General features: G+C 73.7%; 14 protein-coding genes. 10 read left to right on the plus strand and 4 right to left on the minus strand.

Going from position 1 to position 22,793, the window contains the following annotated elements; genetic code table 11:
* Positions 1-390 precede the first annotated feature (390 nt).
* Both IH48_RS0104805 and IH48_RS0104810 read left to right on the plus strand, forming a co-directional pair.
* Complete coding sequence (locus tag IH48_RS0104805) at positions 391-1,626, plus strand: NAD(P)-dependent malic enzyme (protein WP_030899546.1); 1,236 nt, start codon at positions 391-393, stop codon at positions 1,624-1,626.
* Between the two features lie 98 nt (positions 1,627-1,724).
* Complete coding sequence (locus IH48_RS0104810) at positions 1,725-2,687, plus strand: zinc-binding dehydrogenase (RefSeq protein ID WP_030899548.1); 963 nt, start codon at positions 1,725-1,727, stop codon at positions 2,685-2,687.
* A gap of 33 nt (positions 2,688-2,720) precedes the next feature.
* On the opposite strand, the gene IH48_RS0104815 is transcribed toward IH48_RS0104810, so the two are convergent.
* The 3 genes from IH48_RS0104815 to IH48_RS0104825 form a co-directional block, all read right to left on the minus strand.
* Complete coding sequence (locus IH48_RS0104815) at positions 2,721-3,773, minus strand: PadR family transcriptional regulator (protein ID WP_030899550.1); 1,053 nt, start codon at positions 3,771-3,773, stop codon at positions 2,721-2,723.
* A 1-nt stretch (position 3,774) separates the two neighbouring features.
* Entirely contained in the window at positions 3,775-4,680 is a 906-nt protein-coding gene (locus IH48_RS0104820) for a DUF4097 family beta strand repeat-containing protein (protein ID WP_030899552.1), read from the minus strand.
* Between the two features lie 141 nt (positions 4,681-4,821).
* Entirely contained in the window at positions 4,822-5,004 is a 183-nt protein-coding gene (locus tag IH48_RS0104825; protein WP_030899554.1) for a DUF6104 family protein, read from the minus strand.
* A gap of 172 nt (positions 5,005-5,176) precedes the next feature.
* Here IH48_RS0104825 and IH48_RS0104830 point away from each other — a divergent pair, with 172 nt between their 5' ends.
* The 8 genes from IH48_RS0104830 (at position 5,177) to fxsT (ending at position 18,875) form a co-directional block, all read left to right on the plus strand.
* Positions 5,177-5,662, plus strand: coding sequence for a CU044_2847 family protein (locus tag IH48_RS0104830; protein WP_030899556.1), 486 nt, complete (start codon positions 5,177-5,179; stop codon positions 5,660-5,662).
* On the plus strand, positions 5,659-7,734 hold the full coding sequence (locus IH48_RS0104835; RefSeq protein ID WP_030899558.1) for a trypsin-like peptidase domain-containing protein: 2,076 nt from the start codon (positions 5,659-5,661) through the stop codon (positions 7,732-7,734). Before IH48_RS0104830 ends, IH48_RS0104835 begins: the two co-directional genes overlap by 4 nt.
* A gap of 148 nt (positions 7,735-7,882) precedes the next feature.
* On the plus strand, positions 7,883-8,902 hold the full coding sequence (locus tag IH48_RS0104840; protein WP_030899560.1) for an AAA family ATPase: 1,020 nt from the start codon (positions 7,883-7,885) through the stop codon (positions 8,900-8,902).
* 7 nt (positions 8,903-8,909) lie between these two features.
* On the plus strand, positions 8,910-12,425 hold the full coding sequence (locus tag IH48_RS0104845; protein WP_234434135.1) for an SAV_2336 N-terminal domain-related protein: 3,516 nt from the start codon (positions 8,910-8,912) through the stop codon (positions 12,423-12,425).
* A 156-nt stretch (positions 12,426-12,581) separates the two neighbouring features.
* Positions 12,582-12,830, plus strand: a complete 249-nt coding sequence (gene fxsA / locus IH48_RS33025; protein WP_037841044.1) for an FxSxx-COOH cyclophane-containing RiPP peptide — start codon at positions 12,582-12,584, stop codon at positions 12,828-12,830.
* A gap of 208 nt (positions 12,831-13,038) precedes the next feature.
* The gene (locus IH48_RS0104855) at positions 13,039-14,235 is read left to right on the plus strand and encodes an FxsB family cyclophane-forming radical SAM/SPASM peptide maturase (RefSeq protein WP_234434136.1); all 1,197 of its coding nucleotides are present in this window, start codon (positions 13,039-13,041) and stop codon (positions 14,233-14,235) included.
* Positions 14,232-15,731, plus strand: coding sequence for an aKG-HExxH-type peptide beta-hydroxylase (locus IH48_RS0104860; protein WP_420705447.1), 1,500 nt, complete (start codon positions 14,232-14,234; stop codon positions 15,729-15,731). The genes IH48_RS0104855 and IH48_RS0104860 overlap by 4 nt, the downstream gene beginning before the upstream one ends.
* 123 nt (positions 15,732-15,854) lie before the next feature.
* Positions 15,855-18,875 (plus strand): FxSxx-COOH system tetratricopeptide repeat protein, encoded by a 3,021-nt coding sequence (gene fxsT, locus IH48_RS0104865; protein ID WP_030899567.1) that lies wholly within the window; start codon positions 15,855-15,857, stop codon positions 18,873-18,875.
* 64 nt (positions 18,876-18,939) lie between these two features.
* Here the strand turns inward: fxsT and IH48_RS0104870 are convergent, their stop codons facing one another.
* On the minus strand, positions 18,940-22,782 hold the full coding sequence (locus IH48_RS0104870; protein WP_030899570.1) for a multifunctional oxoglutarate decarboxylase/oxoglutarate dehydrogenase thiamine pyrophosphate-binding subunit/dihydrolipoyllysine-residue succinyltransferase subunit: 3,843 nt from the start codon (positions 22,780-22,782) through the stop codon (positions 18,940-18,942).
* Positions 22,783-22,793 lie beyond the last annotated feature (11 nt).

Consider the following 22,793-nt stretch of genomic DNA (forward strand, 5'->3'; position numbering starts at 1 on the left):
GCCGTGACGGCGATGGCGGTGTGTGCCAGGTGGACGGGCACGCTTCTTCGGGTGTCGCGACCGTGTGTGATTACGGCATCTTGCCATTCGGACCGACCCCATCAGAGCGCCGGGCATGTCAAAATCGGGTAACGGGTCACCCCCCGAACCATCACCCGGCCGCGCACCGCGGCGGGAACCTTTCTTGCGGGATGTCTTTCCCCGGCCGGAGAATCTCCGGCCGCCCACGGAGTGATCCGCGGCGCGTGGCAACGCCACCGTCGGGTATGAATGACGCTTTCCCCCACACCGGACGTGAAGACGTGCGTGCGGCACGTCGACCGCTCCTCGACCAGGAGTGGACACCCCGGCACCACCCTCGACCGAACGATGCAAAAGGGGACACACCACATGGCAGCGGAGATCGTCAACCCGCGCAGCGGCGCGGAGACGGACAGTGCGACGGCCGGCGCGACGGACAGCGGGACCGACGCGCCCTTCGACCCGGCGTTCGCCCTGCACCGCGGCGGAAAGCTCGCCGTGCAGGCCACCGTGCCCGTGCGCGACAGGGACGACCTGTCCCTCGCCTACACCCCCGGAGTGGCGCGCGTGTGCACCGCGATCGCCGAGAAGCCGGAGCTCGTGCACGACTACACCTGGAAGTCCCAGGTGGTCGCGGTCGTGACGGACGGCACCGCGGTGCTCGGCCTCGGCGACATCGGCCCGGAGGCCTCGCTGCCCGTGATGGAGGGCAAGGCCATCCTGTTCAAGCAGTTCGGCGGCGTCGACGCGGTGCCGATCGCGCTCGCCACCACCGACGCCGACGAGATCGTCGAGACCGTCCTCCGCCTCGCGCCGTCCTTCGGCGGAGTCAACCTGGAGGACATCGCGGCACCCCGGTGCTTCGAGATCGAGCGCAGGCTGCAGGAGCGCCTGGACATCCCCGTCTTCCACGACGACCAGCACGGCACCGCCGTCGTCACGCTGGCCGCCCTGCGCAACGCCGCGCGGCTGACCGGACGCGCGCTCGGCGACCTGCGCGCGGTGATCTCGGGCGCGGGCGCCGCCGGTGTCGCGATCGCCAAGTTCCTGCTGGAGGCCGGGATCGGCGACGTGGCGGTGACCGACCGCAAGGGCGTCGTCAGCGCCGATCGCGACGATCTGACGGACGTCAAGCGGGAGATCGCGGAGCTCACGAACAGGGCGGGCCTCACGGGCCCGCTCGCCTCGGCGCTCGACGGCGCGGACGTGTTCATCGGGGTGTCGGGAGGGACGGTCCCCGAGGAGGCCGTCGCGTCCATGGCGAAGGACGCTTTCGTCTTCGCCATGGCCAACCCGGACCCCGAGGTCCACCCGGACGTCGCGCACAAGTACGCGGCGGTCGTGGCCACGGGCCGCAGCGACTTCCCGAACCAGATCAACAACGTGCTCGCGTTCCCCGGCATCTTCGCGGGCGCGCTCCAGGTGCGGGCGTCCAGGATCACCGAGGGCATGAAGATCGCCGCGGCCGAGGCGCTGGCCGACGTTGTCGGCGACGAGTTGGCGGCCGACTTCGTCATCCCGTCGCCGTTCGACGAGCGGGTGGCCCCGGCGGTCACGGCGGCGGTCGCGGCCGCCGCGCGGGCGGACGGCGTCGCGCGACGCTGACGTGCCGCCCGCCGCTGGGGCGGCGGGCAGGACGGTGGGGCGCGTCTCACTTCCGCGGCCTGTTCCGCGCGGTGGCGGGGCGCGCCTATCGTCTTCGCATGTTCGCCGTCTACGCAAGCAGCATCGACAAAGACCAGCCCCTCAACGGCCTTGAGCTGGGGGAGCGTCCCGAGCCCGAGGCGCGCCCCGGCTGGACGACCGTGACCGTGAAGGCCGCGTCCCTCAACCACCACGACCTGTGGTCGCTGCGCGGTGTGGGCCTGCCGCAGGACCGGCTGCCGATGACCCTCGGCTGCGATGCCGCGGGCCTCGACGAGGACGGCAACGAGGTCGTGGTCCACTCCGTCATCGGCGAGAGCGGGCACGGCGTGGGCCCGACCGAGCGCAGGTCCATCCTCACCGAGGCCTACGACGGGACGTTCGCCGAGCGGGTCACCGTGCCGGCGTGGAATGTCCTGCCCAAGCCGCCGGAGCTGACCTTCGAGCAGGCCGCCTGCCTGCCGACGGCGTGGCTCACGGCGTACCGGATGCTGTTCACCAACGCGGGTGTCAGGCCCGGCGACTCGGTACTCGTCCAGGGCGCGGGCGGCGGCGTGGCCACGGCGTGCGTGGTGCTCGGGAGCGCCGCCGGGCTGCGCGTGTACGCCACGAGCCGCGACGAGGCGAAGCGGGAGCGCGCCGTGCGGCTCGGCGCGGAGGCCGCCTTCGAGCCGGGCGCGCGGCTGCCGCGGCGCGTGGACGCGGTGATCGAGACGGTGGGCGCGGCCACGTGGTCGCACTCCGTCAAGTCGCTGCGGCCCGGCGGCACGGTGGTGATCTCGGGCGCGACGAGCGGCGACCGGCCCACGAACGCGGAGCTGACCCGGATCTTCTTCCTCGAACTCAAGGTCGTCGGCTCGACGATGGGCTCCAAGGACGAACTGGAGGACCTCCTGTCGTTCTGCGCGGCGACGGGCGTGCGCCCGGTCATCGACGACGTCCTCCCGATGACCCGGGCCCGCGAGGCGTTCGAACGCATGGAGTCGGGCGACCTGTTCGGCAAGCTCGTGCTGACGACGTGAGCCCGCGCGCGAGCCCCTGCGGGACGCATGCGGTCAGAGCTGGGTGCCGTCGCCCCTGAGCGTCAGGAGCGCCGTGATGTGCGCCGCCGCCGTCGAGAGGTGGCGGCGGATCTCGCCCAGCTGGGCCGACGTCACGCCGTGGTCGCGTGACGCGTCGCGCACGTCGTCGCGGAAGCGGTCGAGCAGGCGCTCCAGGTCGCGCTCCGGGTTGTCCGTCGACGGCGTGTCGGCGGCCCAGGACGGTGCCGCGTCCCCGCCGGGCGCGGTGGACCCGGCGGTGGGGGCGGCGTTCGCGGTGTCCGAGGGCGGCGCCTTGGGCTCCGTGCGGTCCGACGGCGCGGCGCCGTGCTCGCGGTCGTCCGCCGGGGTGGCCGGCCAGCCCCCGCCCTTGGCCAGGCTGCCGAGCTGGCCCACGATCTCCGACAGGCCCTCCCGTACGCCCGTGGGCCAGTCGCCCCGGGCGAAGTGGCCCTGCACCTGGTCCTGCACCTGCCTGGCCATGCGCAGCATTTCGTCGCGCGCGAAGTCCTGCGTCTCCTTCGCCTGGCGGCGTGCGCGCTGTGCCTCCTCGCGCGCCTTGCGCGACTCGTCCTTCGCCCGGCGCGCCTGCTCCTTCCACCCCTGCTTCGCGCGGCGCATCTCCTCCTTCGCGGTGCGCCACGGATCCTCGCCGCCGCCCTGCTCGGGCCCCGCGCCGTTGCCCGGGGCGCTCGCCGCCGCGCGCATCTCGCTGCGCAGCCGCCCCGCCGCGCCCCGCACGTCGTCGCGGATCTCGGCCGCCAGCTCGGAGACGGACTCGCGGATCTCCAGTTCGAGATCGGCGAGTTCGCCACTGCGGCTCGCGAGCTCAGCGCGGCCCGCGTCCGTGATCGAGTAGACCTTGCGGCCGCCCTCGGTGGTGTGCGTGACCAGGGACTCGGACTCCAGCTTCGCCAGCCGCGGATAGACCGTGCCCGCGGACGGCGCGTACAGGCCCTGGAAGCGCTCCTCCAGCAGCCTGATCACCTCGTAGCCGTGGCGGGGCGCCTCGTCGAGCAGCTTCAGCAGGTACAGGCGCAGGCGGCCGTGCGCGAAGACGGGGGCCATGTCAGAGCTCCTTCTCGCCGGTGGCGCCGGCCGGGTTGTCGTGCGGTGCCTCGTGCGGCGCGCCGTGCGGATCGGGCCCGTCGTCCTCGGAGGGCCTGCGCAGCAGCGCGATCGACCCGGAGACCGTGGTGGCGCGGAGGCTGCCCCTGCCGGAGCCGAGCCTGCCGGTGATCTTCTTGGCCCCCCACCGGCCCGTCACCCGCAGGTCCTCGAACGCGCTGCTGACGCGGCCGCTCGCGGTGTTCGCCAGCACCTCGGCGTCCACGGGGTGCGGCAGCCGGATCGCCACCTCGCCGGAGACGGTGGACAGCTTGATGTCGGTGGCCCCGCCCGCCGGGTCGAGGTCGAGTGCCATGTTGCCGCTGACGGAGTCCGCCTGGACGGACGCGCCCGTGCCCTCGACCACTGTCAGGTCGCCCGAGACCGAGTGGAAGCGCAGCTCGCCCGTGACGGCCTGCGCCTCCACCGTGCCGGAGACCGTCTCGGCGCGCACGCCGCCGGACAGCCCGACGAGCGTCGTGTCGCCGGTGACGCCGTGCACGTCCGCACGCCCCCGCACTCCGGAGACCACCGCAGCCGCGTCCACGGCACCGACCTCCACGGCCGCCGACGACGGCACGGCGAGCGAGACAACGGCGCTGCGCCGCTTGCCCCTGCGATCGAGCCACGAGAGGAACCCCTGCCAGGGCGGCTCCTCGTAGCCGACGGTGAGGGTGCCGCGGTCGAACGACACGATCAGCGGTGGTCCCTCGATCTCGGAGACCTCGAGCCGCGCACCGCCCTGCGCGGCGAGCGCCGCCTCGTCCGTGCCGACGACGTTGACAGCGCCGCTCACGACGCGCACGCGCACGTGCTTCACCCCGTCGAAGGTGAGCTCCTGCGCGTCCGAGACCTTCCAGGTCGACATCGCCATCGAATGACCCCGCATCCCGTCGGTTGACGCCCGTGCGCCCGTGCGGCCGCCAGGGCATGACGCAACATATCGCGTCTTCCTCGTAACACGATATATCGCGGATGGCGGAAGTCAATCGCGACTGCCGTGCTCCTCTCAGTCGTCCTCGTCCTCGTCGTCCAGGCGGGCCAGCCATGTCGCGAGGCGTTCCACCGGCACCTCGAAGTCGGGGTTCAGGTCGACGAACGTGCGCAGTCGATCGGAGAGCCACTCGAAGGTGACCTCTTCCTCGCCCCTGCGTGAGGCGAGCTCTTCGATGCCGCGATCAGTGAAGTACATGCTCGTCAGCCTAAGGAGTGCACTCGGGCCGCGTGGACGCGGCCGGAACCGGGGCTGCGGCCTGCCGCGTCCGTCTCGGTGGCGCGCCGCCGATCTCGCGCCGACGTGCCCGTCCCCGCTACCCTGCGGGCCTCGGGTTCGGCACGGACGGGGCGTCAGGAACGGGGGAGTCGTGGTGGACACCGGTGGCCGGGTGACGCGCGTGGAGATGCCTGACGGCACGCCCGTATGGGCCAGGATCTCCGGCGCCGACGCGCTGGAGGAGCCCTCGGGCGAGCTGGTCTTCTCGGACGTCGGCGCGGGGGAGCGGGTCGCCGCGCGCGTCGAGGACCTCAAGGACCTGGTGGCGAGCGTCGCCAGGTCGCTGGCCGAGCCGTTGCGCGCGGTGCGGCCCGACGAGGTGAGCGTGGAGTTCTCCATCGAGCTGACCGCCAAGCCGGGCAAGGTCGTGGGCCTCATCGCGGACGGCGAGGCCAAGGGCGGCATCACCGTCACCCTGAACTGGCACGGCGGGCCGCCCGACCTCACGGCGCCGGAACCCGCGAGCGCCCCCGTGAGCGCCCCCGTGCCCCCGCAGCCGGGCGCGCCCGCCGGAGCGGGCCCCGGCGCAACGGCGCACCCCGGCGGCGGCGCGGCCGCTGACGGGAGCGCGACATGAGCCACGACGAGGGACCGGGCGCCTTCTACGACCCGGACGAACCCCTCGCCGCCCTCGCGAGCCTCGTGACGGCCGCGACGGTGCGCATCCATCGACCCACGCACGGGTATGACCCCCACGGGCCGGGGTCCTTCCTGGGCAGCGGGTTCTTCGTCGCTCCCAGCTGGGTCCTGACGTGCGCCCATGTCGCGCTGACGGGCGAGAGGCAGGGGGAGGCGTGCCAGGTGGACGTCGTGTTCGCGAACCCCGACGGAGGGGGTGAGTCCGCGGTGAGCGGCACCCTCGCCGCCGTGCTGCCCGAGGGGGAGGCACGGGTGCCCGCGGCGGGCCGCCGCGTCCCGTCGCCCGACCTCGCGCTCATCCGGCTCGACAGCCCCACGGAGCACCCCTGCGCCTACCTCGCAGAGCGGGTCACCAGGCGCTTCGACGGCGGCACCGTGCTGTGGGCGGGGTGGGCCGAGGTCGACGGTGAGCTGCAGTTCGTGCTCAGCGCCCGCGGGCACGACCTCGGCGTGGTCGGCTCGCAGATCCGCCTCGGCGACGACGTGCTCACGGAGGGCATGTCGGGCGGGCCCGTCATCGATCCGCGGCGTGGCCAGGTGATCGGCGTGATCAAGTCGCGCAGCGTGGGCGGCAGCGGCGGGACGGCCGTCGGCATCGAGCAGCTGAGATCCCTGCCTGGGCCCGCCGGGCTGCTCAAGGACGAGGCGCACGACACGTACCAGGCGGTGTGCCACGCGCACGACCGCTACCACCGCGACCGCCACCACCACCCGGGCCCCGAGGAGAGCTGGACGGACGTCCAGGGCAGGCTCGAGGAGGGCACGGGCCGGGTGCTGAGCCCCGCCCAGCGAGCGGAACTGCTCGGCAGGCTCGCCGAACTGCCGCCGCCCGTCTCCACGTCCAACCTGCTCGACCTGCTCGACCGTGCCTCCGGCAGGCGCGGCGGCCGCGGCGCGCAGCCCGTGCCCGCCCCGCGCAGCTGGCGCGACGGCCTGGGCGAACTGCGCGAGACGCACGGCGGCCCCGTCGACCTCGAACTCGTGCTGCGGTACTGCATGAGCGCCGTCGCCGCCGAGCGGCCCTACGTCACCCCGGCCACGGCACAGGCCGAGTGGGAGCTGTGGACGTGGGTGCGCGAGCTGGCCCTCGACCGCCTCACCCGCTTCTTCCGCGCCGAGCTGCGGCAGCTGTGGGACGAGAGCCGCGAGCGCACCGACCGCGAGCAGCGGCGGACTGAGCCGGCGTACGGGGAGCGGCCGCAACCCGGCGAGCGCACCAGCGTCCTGCTCGAACTGGAGCCGCGCGGCTGGGAGCGCGACAGCTACGACTGGCGCGTCGGCGTCGCGCACTTCAACGGCGAGGTGGACGCGATAGGGGACGGGACGGGCACGCGCCTCGACGAGCTGCCCGCCCACCTCGCGGGCCCGCTCGCCGAGGCGTTCCGCCAGTGCGACGAGCCCGACGAGCCGGCCGTGCTCCAGGTCGCGCTGGCGCAGGCGGCGCTCGGCCTCGACGTGGAGCGCTGGAGCCTCGCCACCGGCGCGCCGCCGCTGGGGGCCGCACGCCCGGTGGTGGTGCGCTGCCTCGACCCCGAGCCGTCCGACGACCCGGCCGAGGAGCAGGCGCGCTGGGACCACCTGCACGCGGTCGCGATGCGCGCGCGTGACGTCGACTGCCAGGACGGCGTGCCGGCGGCCGTCGAGCGGGAGGACCGGCTGCGCTCCCTGGCGCCCGACACGGTGCCCGTCGTGTGCCACTACGCGCAGCGGCCCGACGCGGAGACGGCCGAGGGGTTCGGCCGTCTCGCCCGCAGCGGCTACCGCGTCGTGCTGCTGCGCCGCGCGCCCGAGAGCGGCCCCGAGACGCTCTGCGCCGACGTGCACAGGCGGGCCGCGCTCGCGGTCGCCGAAGCACGCACGGCAAGCCATCTCCCCGGTAGAATCCACGAGTTGCGCAAGGGCGTGTGGGACAAGAGGACCGAGACGTACTGGTCGGACCGTGTGGCGCTGTACTACGACGACCCGCGCCATCCGCTGCCCGGCCCCGGCCTGCTGCTCAACGCGCCGTGAGCGGCGCGCCCGGCGCCCGCCGCCGCACCGTGAGTGACATGGCACGGGTCTTCGCGTCCCGTGGCCGCGGCCCGCGTTCCCGCCTTTGCCTCCACGACCGTACGGCCCCGACCCCGGACAGCCCAGTGACGACCATGAGGAACACGCTATGAGCGAATCCAGCGAGTGGCTCATCTACCGCGGCGCGGGCGAACCGCACGAGGGCATCACACGGCTGCCGCCGCCCCCGCCGTGGCGGGACTTCACCGGTCGTGACGCCTCGTCGCACGAGACGGAAGACGACGAGTCGGCCGACCGGCGCCTGGGCGTGCACCGGCACAGGGCCGAACTGCACAGGCCCGGCGCCGAGGAACTGGAGATGATCAACGCCGCGCTCTACCTGCGGCGCCCGCTCCTCGTCACGGGCAGTCCCGGCGCGGGCAAGTCGACGCTCGCGCACTCCGTCGCGGCGGAGCTCGGCCTGGGCCGGGTATTGCGCTGGCCGATCGTCAGCAGGACCCGCCTCGTCGACGGGCTCTACCACTACGACGCGATCGCACGCCTCCAGGACGTACAGGTCGCCTCGCACCTTGCGGCCCCCGGCACCGACCCGACGGCGGACATAGGCAGCTACATCAGACTCGGCCCACTCGGCACGGCGCTGCTGCCGTCCGCGGCACCGCGCGTCCTGCTCATCGACGAGCTCGACAAGAGCGACATCGACCTGCCCAACGACCTCCTGAACGTGCTGGAGGAGGGCGAGTTCGCCATCCCCGAGCTCGAACGCATCGCCGACCGGCTGCCGGACGGCGAGGCGCAGGTCCTCAACCACGAGGGCGCCAAGGTGAGTGTCAAGGGCGGCCGCGTGCAGTGCCGCGCGTTCCCCTTCGTCGTCCTCACGAGCAACGGCGAGCGCGACTTCCCGGCCCCGCTGCTGCGCCGCTGCATCCACCTGGAGCTCGGCCGCCCCGACCACCAGCGCCTTTCGACGTTCGTCAGGGCCCATCTCGGCGAGGAGGCGGCGCGCGCGGGCGACGACCTCATCTCGCAGTTCTTCGAACGCTCGCAGCGCCAGCAGATCGCCACCGACCAGCTGCTCAACGCCGTCTACCTGACGGGCATCGCGGCGCCGCAGAGCCGCGAGCGCCTCGCCGACCTGCTGATCCAGCGCCTCGACCGGCCGAGGTGAGGGCGTGATGTCCGGCGAGCGGTCACAGCGCGGCCCCGCACCGGGGCAGGACAGACGTACCGCACCCGCGCAGGACCAGCCCCCGGCGCAGGGGGCCGGGCGGCGCGCCGCGCTGTCCGGATTCGTCGCGCGGCTGCGCCAGGCGGGCCTCGACCCGGACGCGCGCCAGCTGTGCGACGCGCTCTGGCTCGCCGGACACCTGCCGTGCGGGCCACGGGACGAGCGGCCCGAGGACGACGCACACCCGCCCGGGGTACCCGGGGAGGCACAGGACGGTGCACGCCCGGGCGAAAACGGCCCGAAGGGCGTGACAGGCGCCGCGGGAGACGGGAACACTGCCCCCGTGAACGGCACAGGAGCACCCGGCCATCCGCGCCGTGCGGCCGACCCGCGCATCGCCCTCGGCGCGCCCCGCCAGGGGCTGCCGGGCGGCGGCAGCACCGCGGACGTGCCGGGGCGCGGCGGCCCGTCCGCGGGCCGCGGCCCGCGGGGGGCGGCCCGCCAGGGCGGCGCCCTGCTGCCCCTCGGCGTGCCCGCCGCCGGGGCCCTGCCCGGCACGCTCGAACTCCAGCGCGCGCTGCGCCCGCTGCAGCGCTACCGGCCCGCCACCGCGCCCGTCGAGAACATCCTGGACGAGACGGCCACGGCCGAGCTGTCGGCACGCGCGGGCGGACTGATCATGCCCGTCCACCGGGCCGCCGGCCGCCCCGAGGTGGACCTCCAGCTCGTGATGGACGTGTCGTCCTCGATGCGGGTGTGGCAGCGTCTCGTCGCCGAACTCGAAGAGATATTCAGCCATTTGGGCGCCTTCCGCAATGTCGAGGTGCGGTACCTGCACGAGGGCCAGGACGGCGAGCCCGCCGTCTCGAGCGCCCTCGACCCGCGTGCGTCGGCGCTCGGTCCCACCGACCGCCTCGCCGACCCCACGGGCAGCAGGATCACGGTCCTCGTCAGCGACTGCGCGGGCCCCCTGTGGTACAGCGGCCAGGCGCACCGCCTGCTGTACCGGCTGTCCGGGCAGGGCCCCGTCGCGGTGCTCCAGCCACTGCCCCAGCGGCTGTGGTCGCGCACGGGCCTGCCCGTCACGTACGGCGTGCTCGCGCGCGGCGAGGGCGCCGGCTCCGCGACGCTCCGCCTGGTCGGCGGGAATCCGCCGGCGCGCGCCGAGGGCGCGGTGGCTGTCCCCGTCCTGCCGCCCGTGCCCGCGTCGCTCGCCGCCTGGGCCCGGCTGCTGTCGGGCGGCGGTGCGGGGCACACCGACGGGGCGGTCGGCTGGGTGCGCCCCGACCAGAGCGCCACGCCCCAGCCGCGCGTCGGGCGGCCGCTGCACGCGGCGCAGGTGGTCCGCAGGTTCCGCTCCGCCGCCTCCCGGGACGCGGGCCGGCTCGCCGGATACCTGGCGGCCGCCCCGCTGTACATGCCCGTGATGCAGCTCGTGCAGCGCACGATGCTGCCGGACTCCGGCCCCGCCGAGCTGGCGGAGGTGCTGCTCGGCGGGCTCCTGCGGCTCGACAGGCAGGCGCCGTCCGAGGGCGGCCCCTGGTACGTGTTCGAGCCCGGCGTCCAGGACGAACTGCTCGCGCCGCTCACGCGCGAGGAGGCCATGCTCGTCCTGAAGCACTGCTCCGAGTACATCGAGCGGCACTTCGGCAAGGGCAGCTGGAACTTCCCGGCCGTCGCCGCCGCGCAGCTCGACAGCGGGCGCTCGGGCACCGACTGGCCGCTGCCGCGGTCCGGCTACGGCGCGGGGAGGCTGTCCGCGGACGGCGAGGGCGCGGACACGGCGCGGGCCCGCCGCGCCGGGTCGGCGGTGCCGCACCCGTTCGCCGAGGTCGCGGCCCATGTACTGGAGCAGTTCATGCCGCTGCCCGACCGCTTCGTCCCTGAGCCGGGCGAGGGTCCCACCGCGCCGGACGCGGTCAACTCCGCGTGGAGCCTGGTCAGGGACTACGAGGCGGACGGCATGGTGCAGCACCTCGTCGACGCCGTCCAGTTGCTGCGCCGTGCGCTGCAGGCAGACGTGGAGCAAGGGGAGGAGGGGGAGGACGGCTCCGGCGGGGAGGACCGTACCGCCGTGCGCACCACGCTGGCGTCCTGCCTGCTGCGGCTGTGGGAGGTGCAGGGCGGCGCCGGGCTGCTCAAGGAGGCGGAGCGGGCGGCTCGCTCGGCCATCGACCGCTCAGGCGGCGCACGCGGGCGCGCGGTGCTCGCCGGGATCCTGCACGCGGCGGCTGACGACCTGATCAGGCGCGGCGACGCCGGCGGCGCCCTCGCGCTGCTCCAGCGCGCCGACCGCGAGTACAGCTTCGCCTGCGCGGCGCCCGGCATGGCACCGGCCGACGCCCTGCGGCTGACGCTGGAGCGGGTGCGGGCGCTGGAGACCGAGTGGCGCCTCGGCCACGACAGTGCCCTGCTGCAGAGCGCGGTCGGCATGCTGGAGGCGTTCTCCGACAGCTGGCCCGACCAGCGCGACCGCCCGGCGGCCCTGCCCCTCGCGCTCGGCCGCACGCTGCTGCGCCTCTCGGGTGCCACGGAGGACGCCGAGCAGGCACAGCTGTACGCGAAGCAGGCGGCGCGCTCGCTGCGCACGGCGCTGGGCGCGCAGGACGGCGCCGCGCAGACGGGCGGCACGCAGGCAACCACCGTGCTGGACCTCGCGGACGCCCTGCTGGCGTCGGGAGACGGCCTCGACGACGGGCTCGCGCTCGTCGGCCGCGCGCTCGGCATCGTCCGCGACGAGCGGCTGAGCGCGCGGCTCAGGCTCAGGGAGGGCCGCATCAGGGTCGCCAGGTACGAGAGCGGCGCGGACGCCGCGGCGGCGGGCGACGTCACGGAACTCCAGGAGGCGATCAGGGCGTTCGAGCTCGCGGCCCGCGGCATCCCGCGCGACACCCCGGCCCACGCGGGCGTGCTCGCGGAGTGGGGCAGCGCCCTCCTCGGGCGCGCCACCCTGCCGGACGGGCCGGGACACGTGTACGCGGCGGTGCAGGTCCTGCGCGACTGCAGGGCCGAGACGGCGCCGGACGACCCGCACCTGGCGGGCCGTCTGCTGATGCTGGGGCGGGCGCTGATGATCCGGCACAGGATCGCGGAGGACCGGGTGGACCTGCGGGAGGCCGAGTACCTGTTCGGGCTGGCCGCCCGCGAGGCGCGCGACCCGCTCACCCGGGCCGGATGCCGGCTCGAACTGGGCGAGGCACGCTTCGACGCGCACCGCGTGCTGCAGCGGCCGACCCGGCTCGACGAGGCGGCCGAAGCGTTCAGGGACGCGGCGGAGGCGGCGCGGGCGGCCGAGGACGAGGCCGGCGGCGGGACGCCGGCGCGCGACGCCAGGGCGCGGGAGGCCGTCGTCATCCAGGCGCGCGCGCACCACGGGCGCGGCAGGACGTACGAGGAGGCGCGGCGGCCCCGTGCGGCGCGTGAGGCGTACCGCGCCGCGAGCGAGCAGTGGCGCAAACTCCCCGAAGGCGGCGGCGAGGAGGCGCGCAGGACGCTGGACCGTCTGGCGGAGCTGGAGAGTTGAGCGTTCAATGGTGATAGTTGGTTGTGAACGACCGTGAACGACGGTGAGCGACCGCAATTGGCGACTTGCTGAACGGTTTTGATTGCCTGCCTGCGAGTACGGCAGGAGGCGGAGCACGCACACGCGACATACGTGCGTCGACCACGGGGAGAGACGATGACCGAACCGCTGAGCCACGCAGCCCGCGCCACGAGCCACGACGCCGCGGACGGCGAAGGGCCGCCCCAGGCGGCCGGAGGCGGGGAGGAGGAGGCGGCGGGCGCGCTGCCCGACCTCTCCGAGGTCGACCTGGAGACCCTGCGCACGCTCGACCACCCCGTACTCACCGAGATGGTCGCCGAACTGCGCGAGCGCGCAGAACGCCCGCGCGAGATGCTCTGGGGCTTCACCAGCTCCCCGTTCTGACCGGCATGTGCCGGTGGCACCGGCAGCGCGGCCGGAGTGCCGGACAGCCGTACGATTTCGGTCCCGGCTGCTCATGAACCGGACAACATCTCCGGCCACCGGTTCGGACGCCCGCGCGGCAGACATATCCCGTCTCGTAGGTATCCGCACCGAAGCGAACGGGCCGACCCGCGCCGCTTCGCGGGTCGCACAGCATCGGGGGTTCTTCGTGACTGGCAGGGTGACGCCGGAGGACACCGGCACGCCCGTTCCCTTCGCCCAGTTCATCGTGAAGGCGCACGGCAGGTGCAACCTCGCCTGCCGCTACTGCTACCTGTACGAGGGCCCCGACACGTCCTGGCGCGCCCGCCCCGCCCGCGCGAGCGACGCCGTGCTCGACCGCACCGCGTCCAGGATCGCCGAGCACGCGCGCGCCCACGCCCTGCCCGCCGTCGCGCTGGTCCTGCACGGCGGCGAACCGCTGCTCGCCGGGACCGGCCGGCTCGCCGCGTTCACCGGCCTGGTGCGCGAGCGCGTTCCGGCCGGGTGCCACGTACGGGCGAGCGTCCAGACCAACGCCACCCTCCTCGACGCCCGCAGGATCGACACGCTCGCCCGGCACGGGCTGCGCGTCGGCGTCAGCCTCGACGGCGGACTGCCCGCACACAACGCGCTGCGCGTCGACCACGCGGGGCGCCCGTCGTGGGCCGCGGCCGAGCGCGGTGTGCGGCTGCTCGCGCGCCGCGCGCCGGGCGCGTACGCGGGCGTCCTGACCGTCGTCGACCCGCGCACCGACCCCGTCGAGGTGTACGAATCGCTGCTGGCGCTCGAACCACCGGTGCTCGACCTGCTGCTGCCGCACGGCAACTGGACGGCACCGCCGCCAGGACTGCCTCCCGGCGACCCGGACACCGCCGGCCCGCGCACCGCGCGCCCCACCCCGTACGGCGACTGGCTGTGCGCCGTCTTCGACCGCTGGTTCGACGCGGGGCGTCGCGAGGTGCGCATCCGGCTGTTCGAGGAGTGCCTCGGCCTGCTGCTCGGCTTCCCCGGCGCCACCGAGTCGCTCGGCCTCGACCCGCTGAACTCGGTCGTCGTGGAGACCGACGGCTCGATCGAGCAGGTCGACTCGGTGAAGTCCGCGTACGAAGGCGCCGCCGCGACCGGCCTCGACGTGTTCCGCCACAGCTTCGACGAGGCGCTGCGCCACCCGGCCGTCGCCGCCCGGCAGGCGGGGGCGGCCGCGCTCGCCCCCGCCTGCGTCGCCTGCCCGCTCGTCACCGTGTGCGGCGGCGGCCACTACGCCCACCGCTACCTGGCAGGCGCGGGCTTCCGCCACCCGTCCGTCTACTGCGCCGACCTCGAACGGCTGATCCGGCACACCGCGGCGCGGCTCGCGGCGGCCGCCGTGGGGAGCGGCACGTGAACTCCAGCCTGAACACCGCCGAGCGCACGCCGCCCGCCGCCTCGGGCGCGCCCCCGTTCCCCGCGCGGCTGCTGCGCGAACTCGGCCGCACCGAAGGCGGCCACGACGCCATCGCCCTGCTCGTACGCGACCAGCGGGCACGCAGGACCGTACGTCTCAGGGCAGTGCTCGACGCGGCCGCCGCCGCCCCCGCCGACGTCTGCCCCCCCGCCGCCCTCGACCGGCTGCGGGAGCACTGGGCGCTGCTCGAAGCGGCCGAGCGCGCCGACAGGGCCGCCGTGCGCGGCGTCCTGCTGCACCCGCTCATCGGGCCCTGGGCGCAGCGCTGCCTGTACGGGCTCACCGCGGCCGGGCCGGGGGCCGTCCACGAACACGCCCAGGACCTCGATCACTTCGGCGCGCTCGCCGCCGCCGCGGCGGCCCGCGCGGGAGCGCCGTTCGCCACGCGCCTGACCGCGCACGGCGACCTGCTCGTCCTGCCCACGCTCGGCGCGCTGCGCACCCACCCGGGTGCCAGTGTCGAGCTGGCCTCGGACGGCGAAGGACTGACACTGCGGCAGGGACCCGCGACCCCCACCGTCACCGTGCGCACGTCAGGCGGACGCGCCCGCTCCGACGCCCCGCGCTGGCTGCCGCTCTCCACCCTCCCGGGCCTGCTGCCTGGCGCGCCCGCGGTGGTCCTCGACGACCTCGACCCCTACCGCACCGCGGGCAGCGGCCTCGAACGGCACGGCCTCGGTGCCGTCACCCGACTCGACGCGGCGGCACGCGCCGCCTGGGCCGCCTCGTGGGCCGGCACGGAGGCCGTCCTGAGCATCGGCGGGGCGCACCGCACCACGGAGGCGGCGCTCCTGCTGCGCTGCCTCGTGCCGCTCGCCCGGCCGCCGGGCACGGGGCCCACGGGGGAGACCGCGTCCCACTGCAGCGGCACACGGCGCGAGGCGTTCGGCGCGGTGCTGTGCAGCCGGCCGTCCACCCCCGCCTACTTCGCGGCCACGCTCGTGCACGAACTGCAGCACACCAAGCTGTCCGCGCTCAGCGCGGCCGTCCGGTTGCACGACGAGGGCCCGGCGGAGGCGTACTTCGCGCCCTGGCGCACCGATCCGCGCCCCTTCGACGGGCTGCTCCAGGGCGCCTACTCGCACCTCGCGCTCGCCGACTACTGGCAGCGCTACGCACTCGCCGCGCGCTCCACCACGAGTCGCGACCTGGCCTGGGCGGAGCACGCCCGCTGCGCCGAACAGGTGGCGGCGGTCCTGCCGGTGCTCGACGCGTCCCGCGCGCTCACGCCGGAAGGCCGCGTCCTCGTCGACGAGATGACCGCCGCGTTCGGCCGCCTGGCGGACGCCCCGCCACCGGCAGGCCACGCGGCGCGCGCCCGCGCCTACGTCTCGACCGCACGGGCCATCTGGCGCCAGCGCCACCACAGCGGTGGGGGCGGGGAACAGGCGCGCCGCGACGCGCGGGGCGCCACCGGGGGGCGACCGGACGCATGAACCTTCCGGTGTGTCCGCGCCCAACCGCACGGCGTAGCCCCTTCATGCACCCTCCGTCGCCCTCCAGGCCGTAAGCTCGACGGTATGTCAGGTGCGCCCAACACGACGCGGGGAGACGGTTGAATGCCCGGAGCACGCAAGAGGGTTGCAGAGTCCGGGCCGCAGACCGTGACGATCAGTTTCGCCGGGTACAACCGCGTGTGGGCGGCCTGGATAGGGGATCGTCTGGAGCGCCGCGGGCACGCCGTCGTCTACCAGCGGTGGGACCCCCAGGAGGGCACACCGCTCGCCGACTCGCTGCGCGCCCTCACGCTCGCGCCAGGACCCGTGCTGGTCATCCTGTCCACCTGGTACTTCCAGCTCGGCCCCCGCACCCAGGCCGAGTGGCACACGGCGCTGACCGAGGTGGTGGCATCGGAACCCGGCCGCTTCGCCGCCGTCTCCGTCACCACCGACGCGCTGCCGCCCGCCACCGCCGTCTTCGCCGCCGCCGACCTCACCACCGTCGGCGAGCAGGAGGCCGAGCGCCGCGTACTGGCCAGGCTCGGCATGCCGGCCGACCCGCTGCCCGCCACCGCGGGCACGCGCAAGGGGCCGCGGTTCCCCAACGACCCGTCCGACGTGTGGGGCGGCGTCCCCCGCCGCAACACCCGCTTCACCGGCCGGGAGCCGCTGCTGAACGACGCGTACCACGCGCTCAAGAGCGCCGAGGAGAGCGCCCGGGTCGTGACCCTCCACGGCATGTCGGGCGTCGGCAAGACGCAACTCGCCGCCGAGTACGTCTACCGCTTCGGCGCCGAGTACGACGTGGTGTGGTGGGTCGCGGCCGACAAGCGGGCAGTCTGCCGCCAGCGTCTCGCCCAACTCGCTCCGGAACTCGGCCTGTCCACCGGCGTCGACTACGGCGAGCGGCTGCGCGCCACCCGCATCGCCCTGCGCAAGGGCGACCCGTACGGGCGGTGGCTGATCGTGTTCGACGGCGCCGACGACCCCGAGGAGATCTGGGACCTCGTCCCCGAGGGCCCGGGCGACGTGCTGATCACCGCACGCAACCCCGACTGGGCGCAGCACAACAGCCTCCTCCTCGAAGTGCCCGCCTACGACCGCGACGAGTCCGTCTCCTTCGTCCTGCGCCGCGCACCGCGGCTGACCGCGCGCGAGGCCGACCGCCTCGCCGAGGCGCTCGAAGACCTCCCGCTGCTGCTCGACCAGACCGCCGGCTGGCTCAACGACTCCGACATGACCGTCGACGAGTACATCGCGCTGCTGGAGCAGGAGGGCATCGACGAGGACGTCGTGCGGGTCTCCCGCGACTTCCCGACCCCCTTCCGCACGAGCTGGTCGATACTGCTGAACAGGCTCAGGGAGACCGTCCCCGAGGCCGTCACCCTGCTGCGCCTGTGCGCGTTCTTCGCACCCGGCGCCATCCCCGTGCGCCTGGTGCGCGACCTGCCGGCCGACGAGCTGCCCGAGTCCCTGCGCGGGCTCGTCGGCAACTCCGTGCGCTGGGCGGCCGCCATCAACAAGCTCCGCCAGTACGCCGTCGTGCGCGCCGCCGGTGTCGGCGACCGCGAGATCCACGAGACGATGCCGGAGGGCCTCGGCGCCGTGCCGGGCGACACCCTCTACATGCACCGGCTCGTGCACCAGATCATCCGGCAGGACATGCCGCAGGAGGAGCACGACGAGCTGATCGAGGTCGTGCGGCGCGCCCTCGCGGCCGCCGACCCGGGGCAGCCCACCGACTCCAGGATGTGGCCGGAGTACGCGGAGATCGTGCCCCATCTCAAGTGGGCCGACGTCCTGCAGACCACCAGCCCCGCCATGCACACCCTGGTGCTCGACTGCCTCCAGTACATGTACTACTCGGGCGAGTACACGCCGGGCATCACGCTCAGCACCCGCGCGATGGACGCGTGGAAGGCGCAGCTCGGTGACACCCACCCGCGCATCTGGGACCTCACCCACAACTACGCCAACCTGCTGCGCGCGGTGGGGGACTACGCCCACTGCGAGGCGATCGAGCGCACCGCCGTCAACTACCTCAGGGAGAACCACGGGGCCAGCGACCTCACCCACCTGAGGGCGGCCGGCAGCCTCGCGGCCGACCTGCGCGGCCTGGGCCGCTACGACGAGGCCCTCACCATCTCGTACTGGGTGCTCGACGCCTACCTGGACCTGCTCGGCGAGCAGGACGCCCGCACCCTGAACGCGCAGAACAACGCGGCCGTCTCGCTGCGCCTGCTCGGGCGGTACCAGGACGCACTCGACCTGGACATGAAGACCCTCATCGCGCGGCGGCGCCTGCTCAAGCCCCGCCACCGCTGGTCGCTCTTCTCCGAGATCCACGTCTCCAGCGACCAGCGCCTGCTCGGCCGCTACAACGAGGCGGAGTCGCTCCAGGCGCAGAGCGTCCGGGTGCACCGGTTCGTCCTCGGCTCCGACAACCCGCAGACGCTGAACGCCGAGCACAGCCTCGCCCTGGCCCTCTACCGCATCGGTCGGCGACGGGAAGCGGCCGAGCTGTTCACCGGCGTACTCGAACGCAGCGAGCGGGTACTCGGCGAGGGCCACCCCGACACCCTGCGGTTCGCGGCCGCGCAGAGCTGCTTCGCCCGCGAGCACGGCGACATCGACCAGGCCAGGGAAATAAGCGAACGGGTGGTGGACGGCTACACGCTGCTGCTCGGCGCCGCCCACCCGTTCGCGGTGGGCACCCGGTCCAACCAGGCCCTGATCATGCGGGCCGTCGGCGAGCGCGACCAGGCACGCGAGCTGGCCGAGCAGGCGCTCGCCGGGATGCGCGCCGCGGTCGGCGACGACCATCCGTGGACGCTGGGCTGCGCCATCAACGCGTCGGAGATGCGCAGCCTGCGCGGCGACGTCGAATCGGCGGCGGAGCTGAGCGCGGACACGGCGTCCCGGGCGGCCGAGGCGCTGGGCCGCACGCACCCGCTCACGCTGTCGGCCCGCGTCGCGGTGGCCGCGGACCTGCGCACCCTCGGCGACCGCCAGGCGGCCGACAAGACGGAGGCGGAGGCGCTGGAGGACCTGTCCTCGACGCTGGGCCCCCAGCACCCGCACACGATGTCGGCACGGTCGAGGACCCGGCCCTACTGGGACTTCGAGCCCCAGATCATCTGACGCGGAACGGCGAAGGGCCCGGCCCCCGCGAGAACCTCGCGGGGGCCAGGCCCTTCAGGTTGTCCTACGCGTCGAAGACGTCGTGGACGAGCTGCTCCTGCTCCTGCTCGTGGCGCTTCTTCGAGCCCACCGCCGGCGACGACGAGTGCGGGCGCGAGATGCGGCGCAGCCGCTCGTCGTGCGGGAGGTCCGCGCCGACGCCCAGGTCCAGGTGGTCGATCAGGTTCAGCGCGACGAACGGCCAGGCACCCTGGTTCGCCGGCTCCTCCTGCGCCCACAGGTACTTCTCCGCGTTCGGGAACTTCGCGATCTCGGCCTGCAGCTCCGCACCCGGCAGCGGGTACAGCCGCTCCAGGCGGATGATCGCGGTGTCCGTCACGCCGCGCTTCCTGCGCTCGGCGTCCAGGTCGTAGAAGACCTTGCCCGCGGTGAAGACCACCTTGCGCACCGCGTTCGGGTCCACGCTGTCGTCGCCGATCACCGGGCGGAAGCCGCCGGTGGTGAACTCCTCGGCCTTCGACTGCGCGGCCTTGAGCCGCAGCATCGACTTCGGCGTGAAGACGATCAGCGGCTTGTGGTGCGGGTTGTGCACCTGCCAGCGCAGCAGGTGGAAGTAGTTCGACGGGAGCGTCGGCACGGCGACCGTCATGTTGTTCTGCGCGCACAGCGCGAGGAAGCGCTCGATGCGGGCCGAGGAGTGGTCGGGGCCCTGGCCCTCGTGGCCGTGCGGCAGCAGCAGCGTGACGCCGGACGTCTGGCCCCACTTCTGCTCGGCGGCCGAGATGTACTCGTCGACGATCGACTGCGCGCCGTTGACGAAGTCGCCGAACTGGGCCTCCCACATCACCAGCGCGTCCGGGCGGGTCAGCGAGTAGCCGTACTCGAAGCCCATCGCCGCGTACTCGCTCAGCAGCGAGTCGTAGACGTTGTAGCGGCCCTGGTCCTCCGCCAGGTACTGCAGCGGCGTGTACTCCTCGCCGGACTGCTGGTCGACGAGGACCGCGTGGCGCTGGCCGAACGTGCCGCGGCGGGTGTCCTGGCCCGCGAGGCGGACCGGGGTGCCCTCCATCAGCAGCGAGCCGATGGCCAGCGTCTCGCCCGTGCCCCAGTCGATCGTGCCCTCGTCGACGGACGAGGCGCGGCGCTGCAGCTGCGGCATCAGCCGCGGGTGGACGTGGATGTGGTCGGGGATGTTGACCTGCGACTCGGCGATCCGCTTCACGACCTCCTGGGAGATCGAGGTCCGCACCGTCACGGGGAACTCGGCCTGCGCGTCCGGCACGACCGTCTCCGGGGGCTGCGAGGTGGCCTCGCGGACCTCCGCGAACACCTTCTCCAGCTGCCCCTGGAAGTCCTGGAGCGCCTGCTCGGCCTCCTCAAGCGTGATGTCGCCCCTGCCGATCAGCGACTCGGTGTACAGCTTGCGCACCGAGCGCTTGTTGTCGATCAGGTTGTACATCTGCGGGTTCGTGAACTGCGGGTTGTCGCCCTCGTTGTGGCCGCGGCGGCGGTAGCAGATCATGTCGATGACGACGTCCTTGTTGAACGCCTGGCGGAACTCGAAGGCCAGCCGCGCGACGCGGACCACGGCCTCCGGGTCGTCGCCGTTCACGTGGATGATCGGCGCCTCGATCATGCGGGCCACGTCCGTCGCGTACATCGACGAGCGGGCCGCCTCGGGTGCGGCGGTGAAGCCGACCTGGTTGTTGATGACGATGTGCACGGTGCCGCCGGTGCGGTAGCCGCGCAGCTGCGACATGTTCAGCGTCTCCGCGACGACGCCCTGGCCGGCGAAGGCCGCGTCGCCGTGCAGCGCGACCGGCAGGACCGTGAAGTCCGTGCCCGCCTTGTTGATGATGTCCTGCTTGGCGCGCGCGATGCCCTCGATGACCGGGTCGACCGTCTCCAGGTGGGACGGGTTCGCCGCGAGCGACACCTTGATCTGCTCGCCGTCGAGCCCGGTGAACGTGCCCTCGGCGCCCAGGTGGTACTTCACGTCGCCGGAGCCGTGCATCGACTTCGGGTCGAGGTTGCCCTCGAACTCGCGGAAGATCTGCGCGTACGACTTGCCGACGATGTTCGCCAGCACGTTGAGCCTGCCGCGGTGGGCCATGCCGATGACGACCTCGTCGAGGCGCGACTCGGCCGCCGCGTCCAGGACCGCGTCGAGCATCGGGATGACGGACTCGCCGCCCTCAAGCGAGAAGCGCTTCTGGCCGACGTACTTCGTCTGAAGGAACGTCTCGAACGCCTCGGCCGCGTTGAGGCGGCGCAGGATGCGCAGCTGCTCCTCGCGCTCCGGGTTGGAGTGCGAGCGCTCCACGCGGTCCTGGATCCACTTGCGCTGCTTCGGGTCCTGGATGTGCATGTACTCGATGCCGATGGTGCGGCAGTACGAGTCGCGCAGCACGCCGAGGATGTCGCGCAGCGTCATCGTCGACTTGCCGGCGAAGCCGCCGACCGCGAAGTCGCGCTCCAGGTCCCACAGGGTGAGGCCGTGCTCCGTGACGTCCAGGTCGGGGTGCTTGCGCTGGCGGTACTCCAGCGGGTCCGTGTCGGCCATGACGTGACCGCGCACCCGGTAGGAGTGGATCAGCTCGAAGACGCGGGCCGCCTTCGTCACGTCGTCGTCGTGGGACGCGTCGATGTCCTTCAGCCAGCGGACCGGCTCGTAGGGGATCCGCAGCGACTCGAAGATCTCGTCGTAGAAGCCGTCCTCGCCGAGCAGCAGCCGGCTGATGATCCGCAGGAACTCGCCGGAGGCCGCGCCCTGGATGACCCGGTGGTCGTACGTCGAGGTCAGCGTCATGACCTTGGAGACGCCCAGCTGGTTCAGGGTGTCCTGGGACGTTCCCTGGAACTCCGCCGGGTACTCCATCGCGCCGACGCCCAGGATCACGCTCTGCCCGGGCATCAGGCGGGGCACCGAGTGGACCGTGCCGATGCCGCCCGGGTTCGTCAGCGAGACCGTGACGCCGGAGAAGTCGTCCATCGTCAGCTTGCCGTTGCGGGCGCGCCTGACGATGTCCTCGTACGCCTGCCAGAACTCGAAGAAGCCCAGCGTCTCGGCCTTCTTGATGCCCGCGACGACGAGCTGGCGGTCGCCGTTCGGCTTCACCAGGTCGATCGCGAGGCCCAGGTTGACGTGCTCGGGCTTGACCAGCGTCGGCTTCCCGTCCTTCTCGGCGAAGGAGTGGTTCATCGACGGCATGGCCTTGATGGCCTGCACCATCGCGTACCCGATGAGGTGCGTGAAGGAGATCTTCCCGCCCCGGGCGCGCTTGAGGTGGTTGTTGATGACGATGCGGTTGTCGAACAGCAGCTTCACCGGCACCGCGCGCACGGACGTCGCCGTGGGCAGTTCGAGGGACGCCGCCATGTTCTTCGCGACGGCCGCGGACGGGCCGCGCAGCGTCACGTACTCGGGTCCTGCCTCGCGCTCCGCGGCGGGCGCGGCCTTGGCGGCCGCGGGCTTCGCGGCGGCGGCCTTCTGCGCCGGGGCGGCCGGGGCCTGCACGGGCGCGGCGGGCGCCGGCGTACGCGGGGCGGGCTTCGCTGCGGCCGGGGCCTGCTGTGCGGGAGCCTGCTGCGCCGGGGCCTGCTGCGCCGGGGCCTTCGGGGCGGCCGGCGTCGCCGGGGCCGCGGGCGCCGACGGCGCCGCGGGCTGGGCCTGCGCCTCGGTCGCGGAGGGGGCGGCGGTCTTGTCCGCCGCGCCGGAACCACCCGGCTTGTAGTCGGCGAAGAAGTCCCACCAGGCACGGTCGACGGAGTTCGGGTCCTGGAGGTACTGCTGGTAGATCTCGTCGACAAGCCACTCGTTGGGCCCGAAGGCGGCGGCAGGGTTCGCACCCTGTCCGTCCTGGCCATCGGTCGAGATGCTCGTGTTACTGGTGGACTGAGACGACACGGCGTGAACCG

Origin of the sequence: Streptomyces sp. NRRL F-5126 (assembly GCF_000721265.1) — a bacterium.
In the GTDB taxonomy this organism is placed as follows: domain Bacteria; phylum Actinomycetota; class Actinomycetes; order Streptomycetales; family Streptomycetaceae; genus Streptomyces.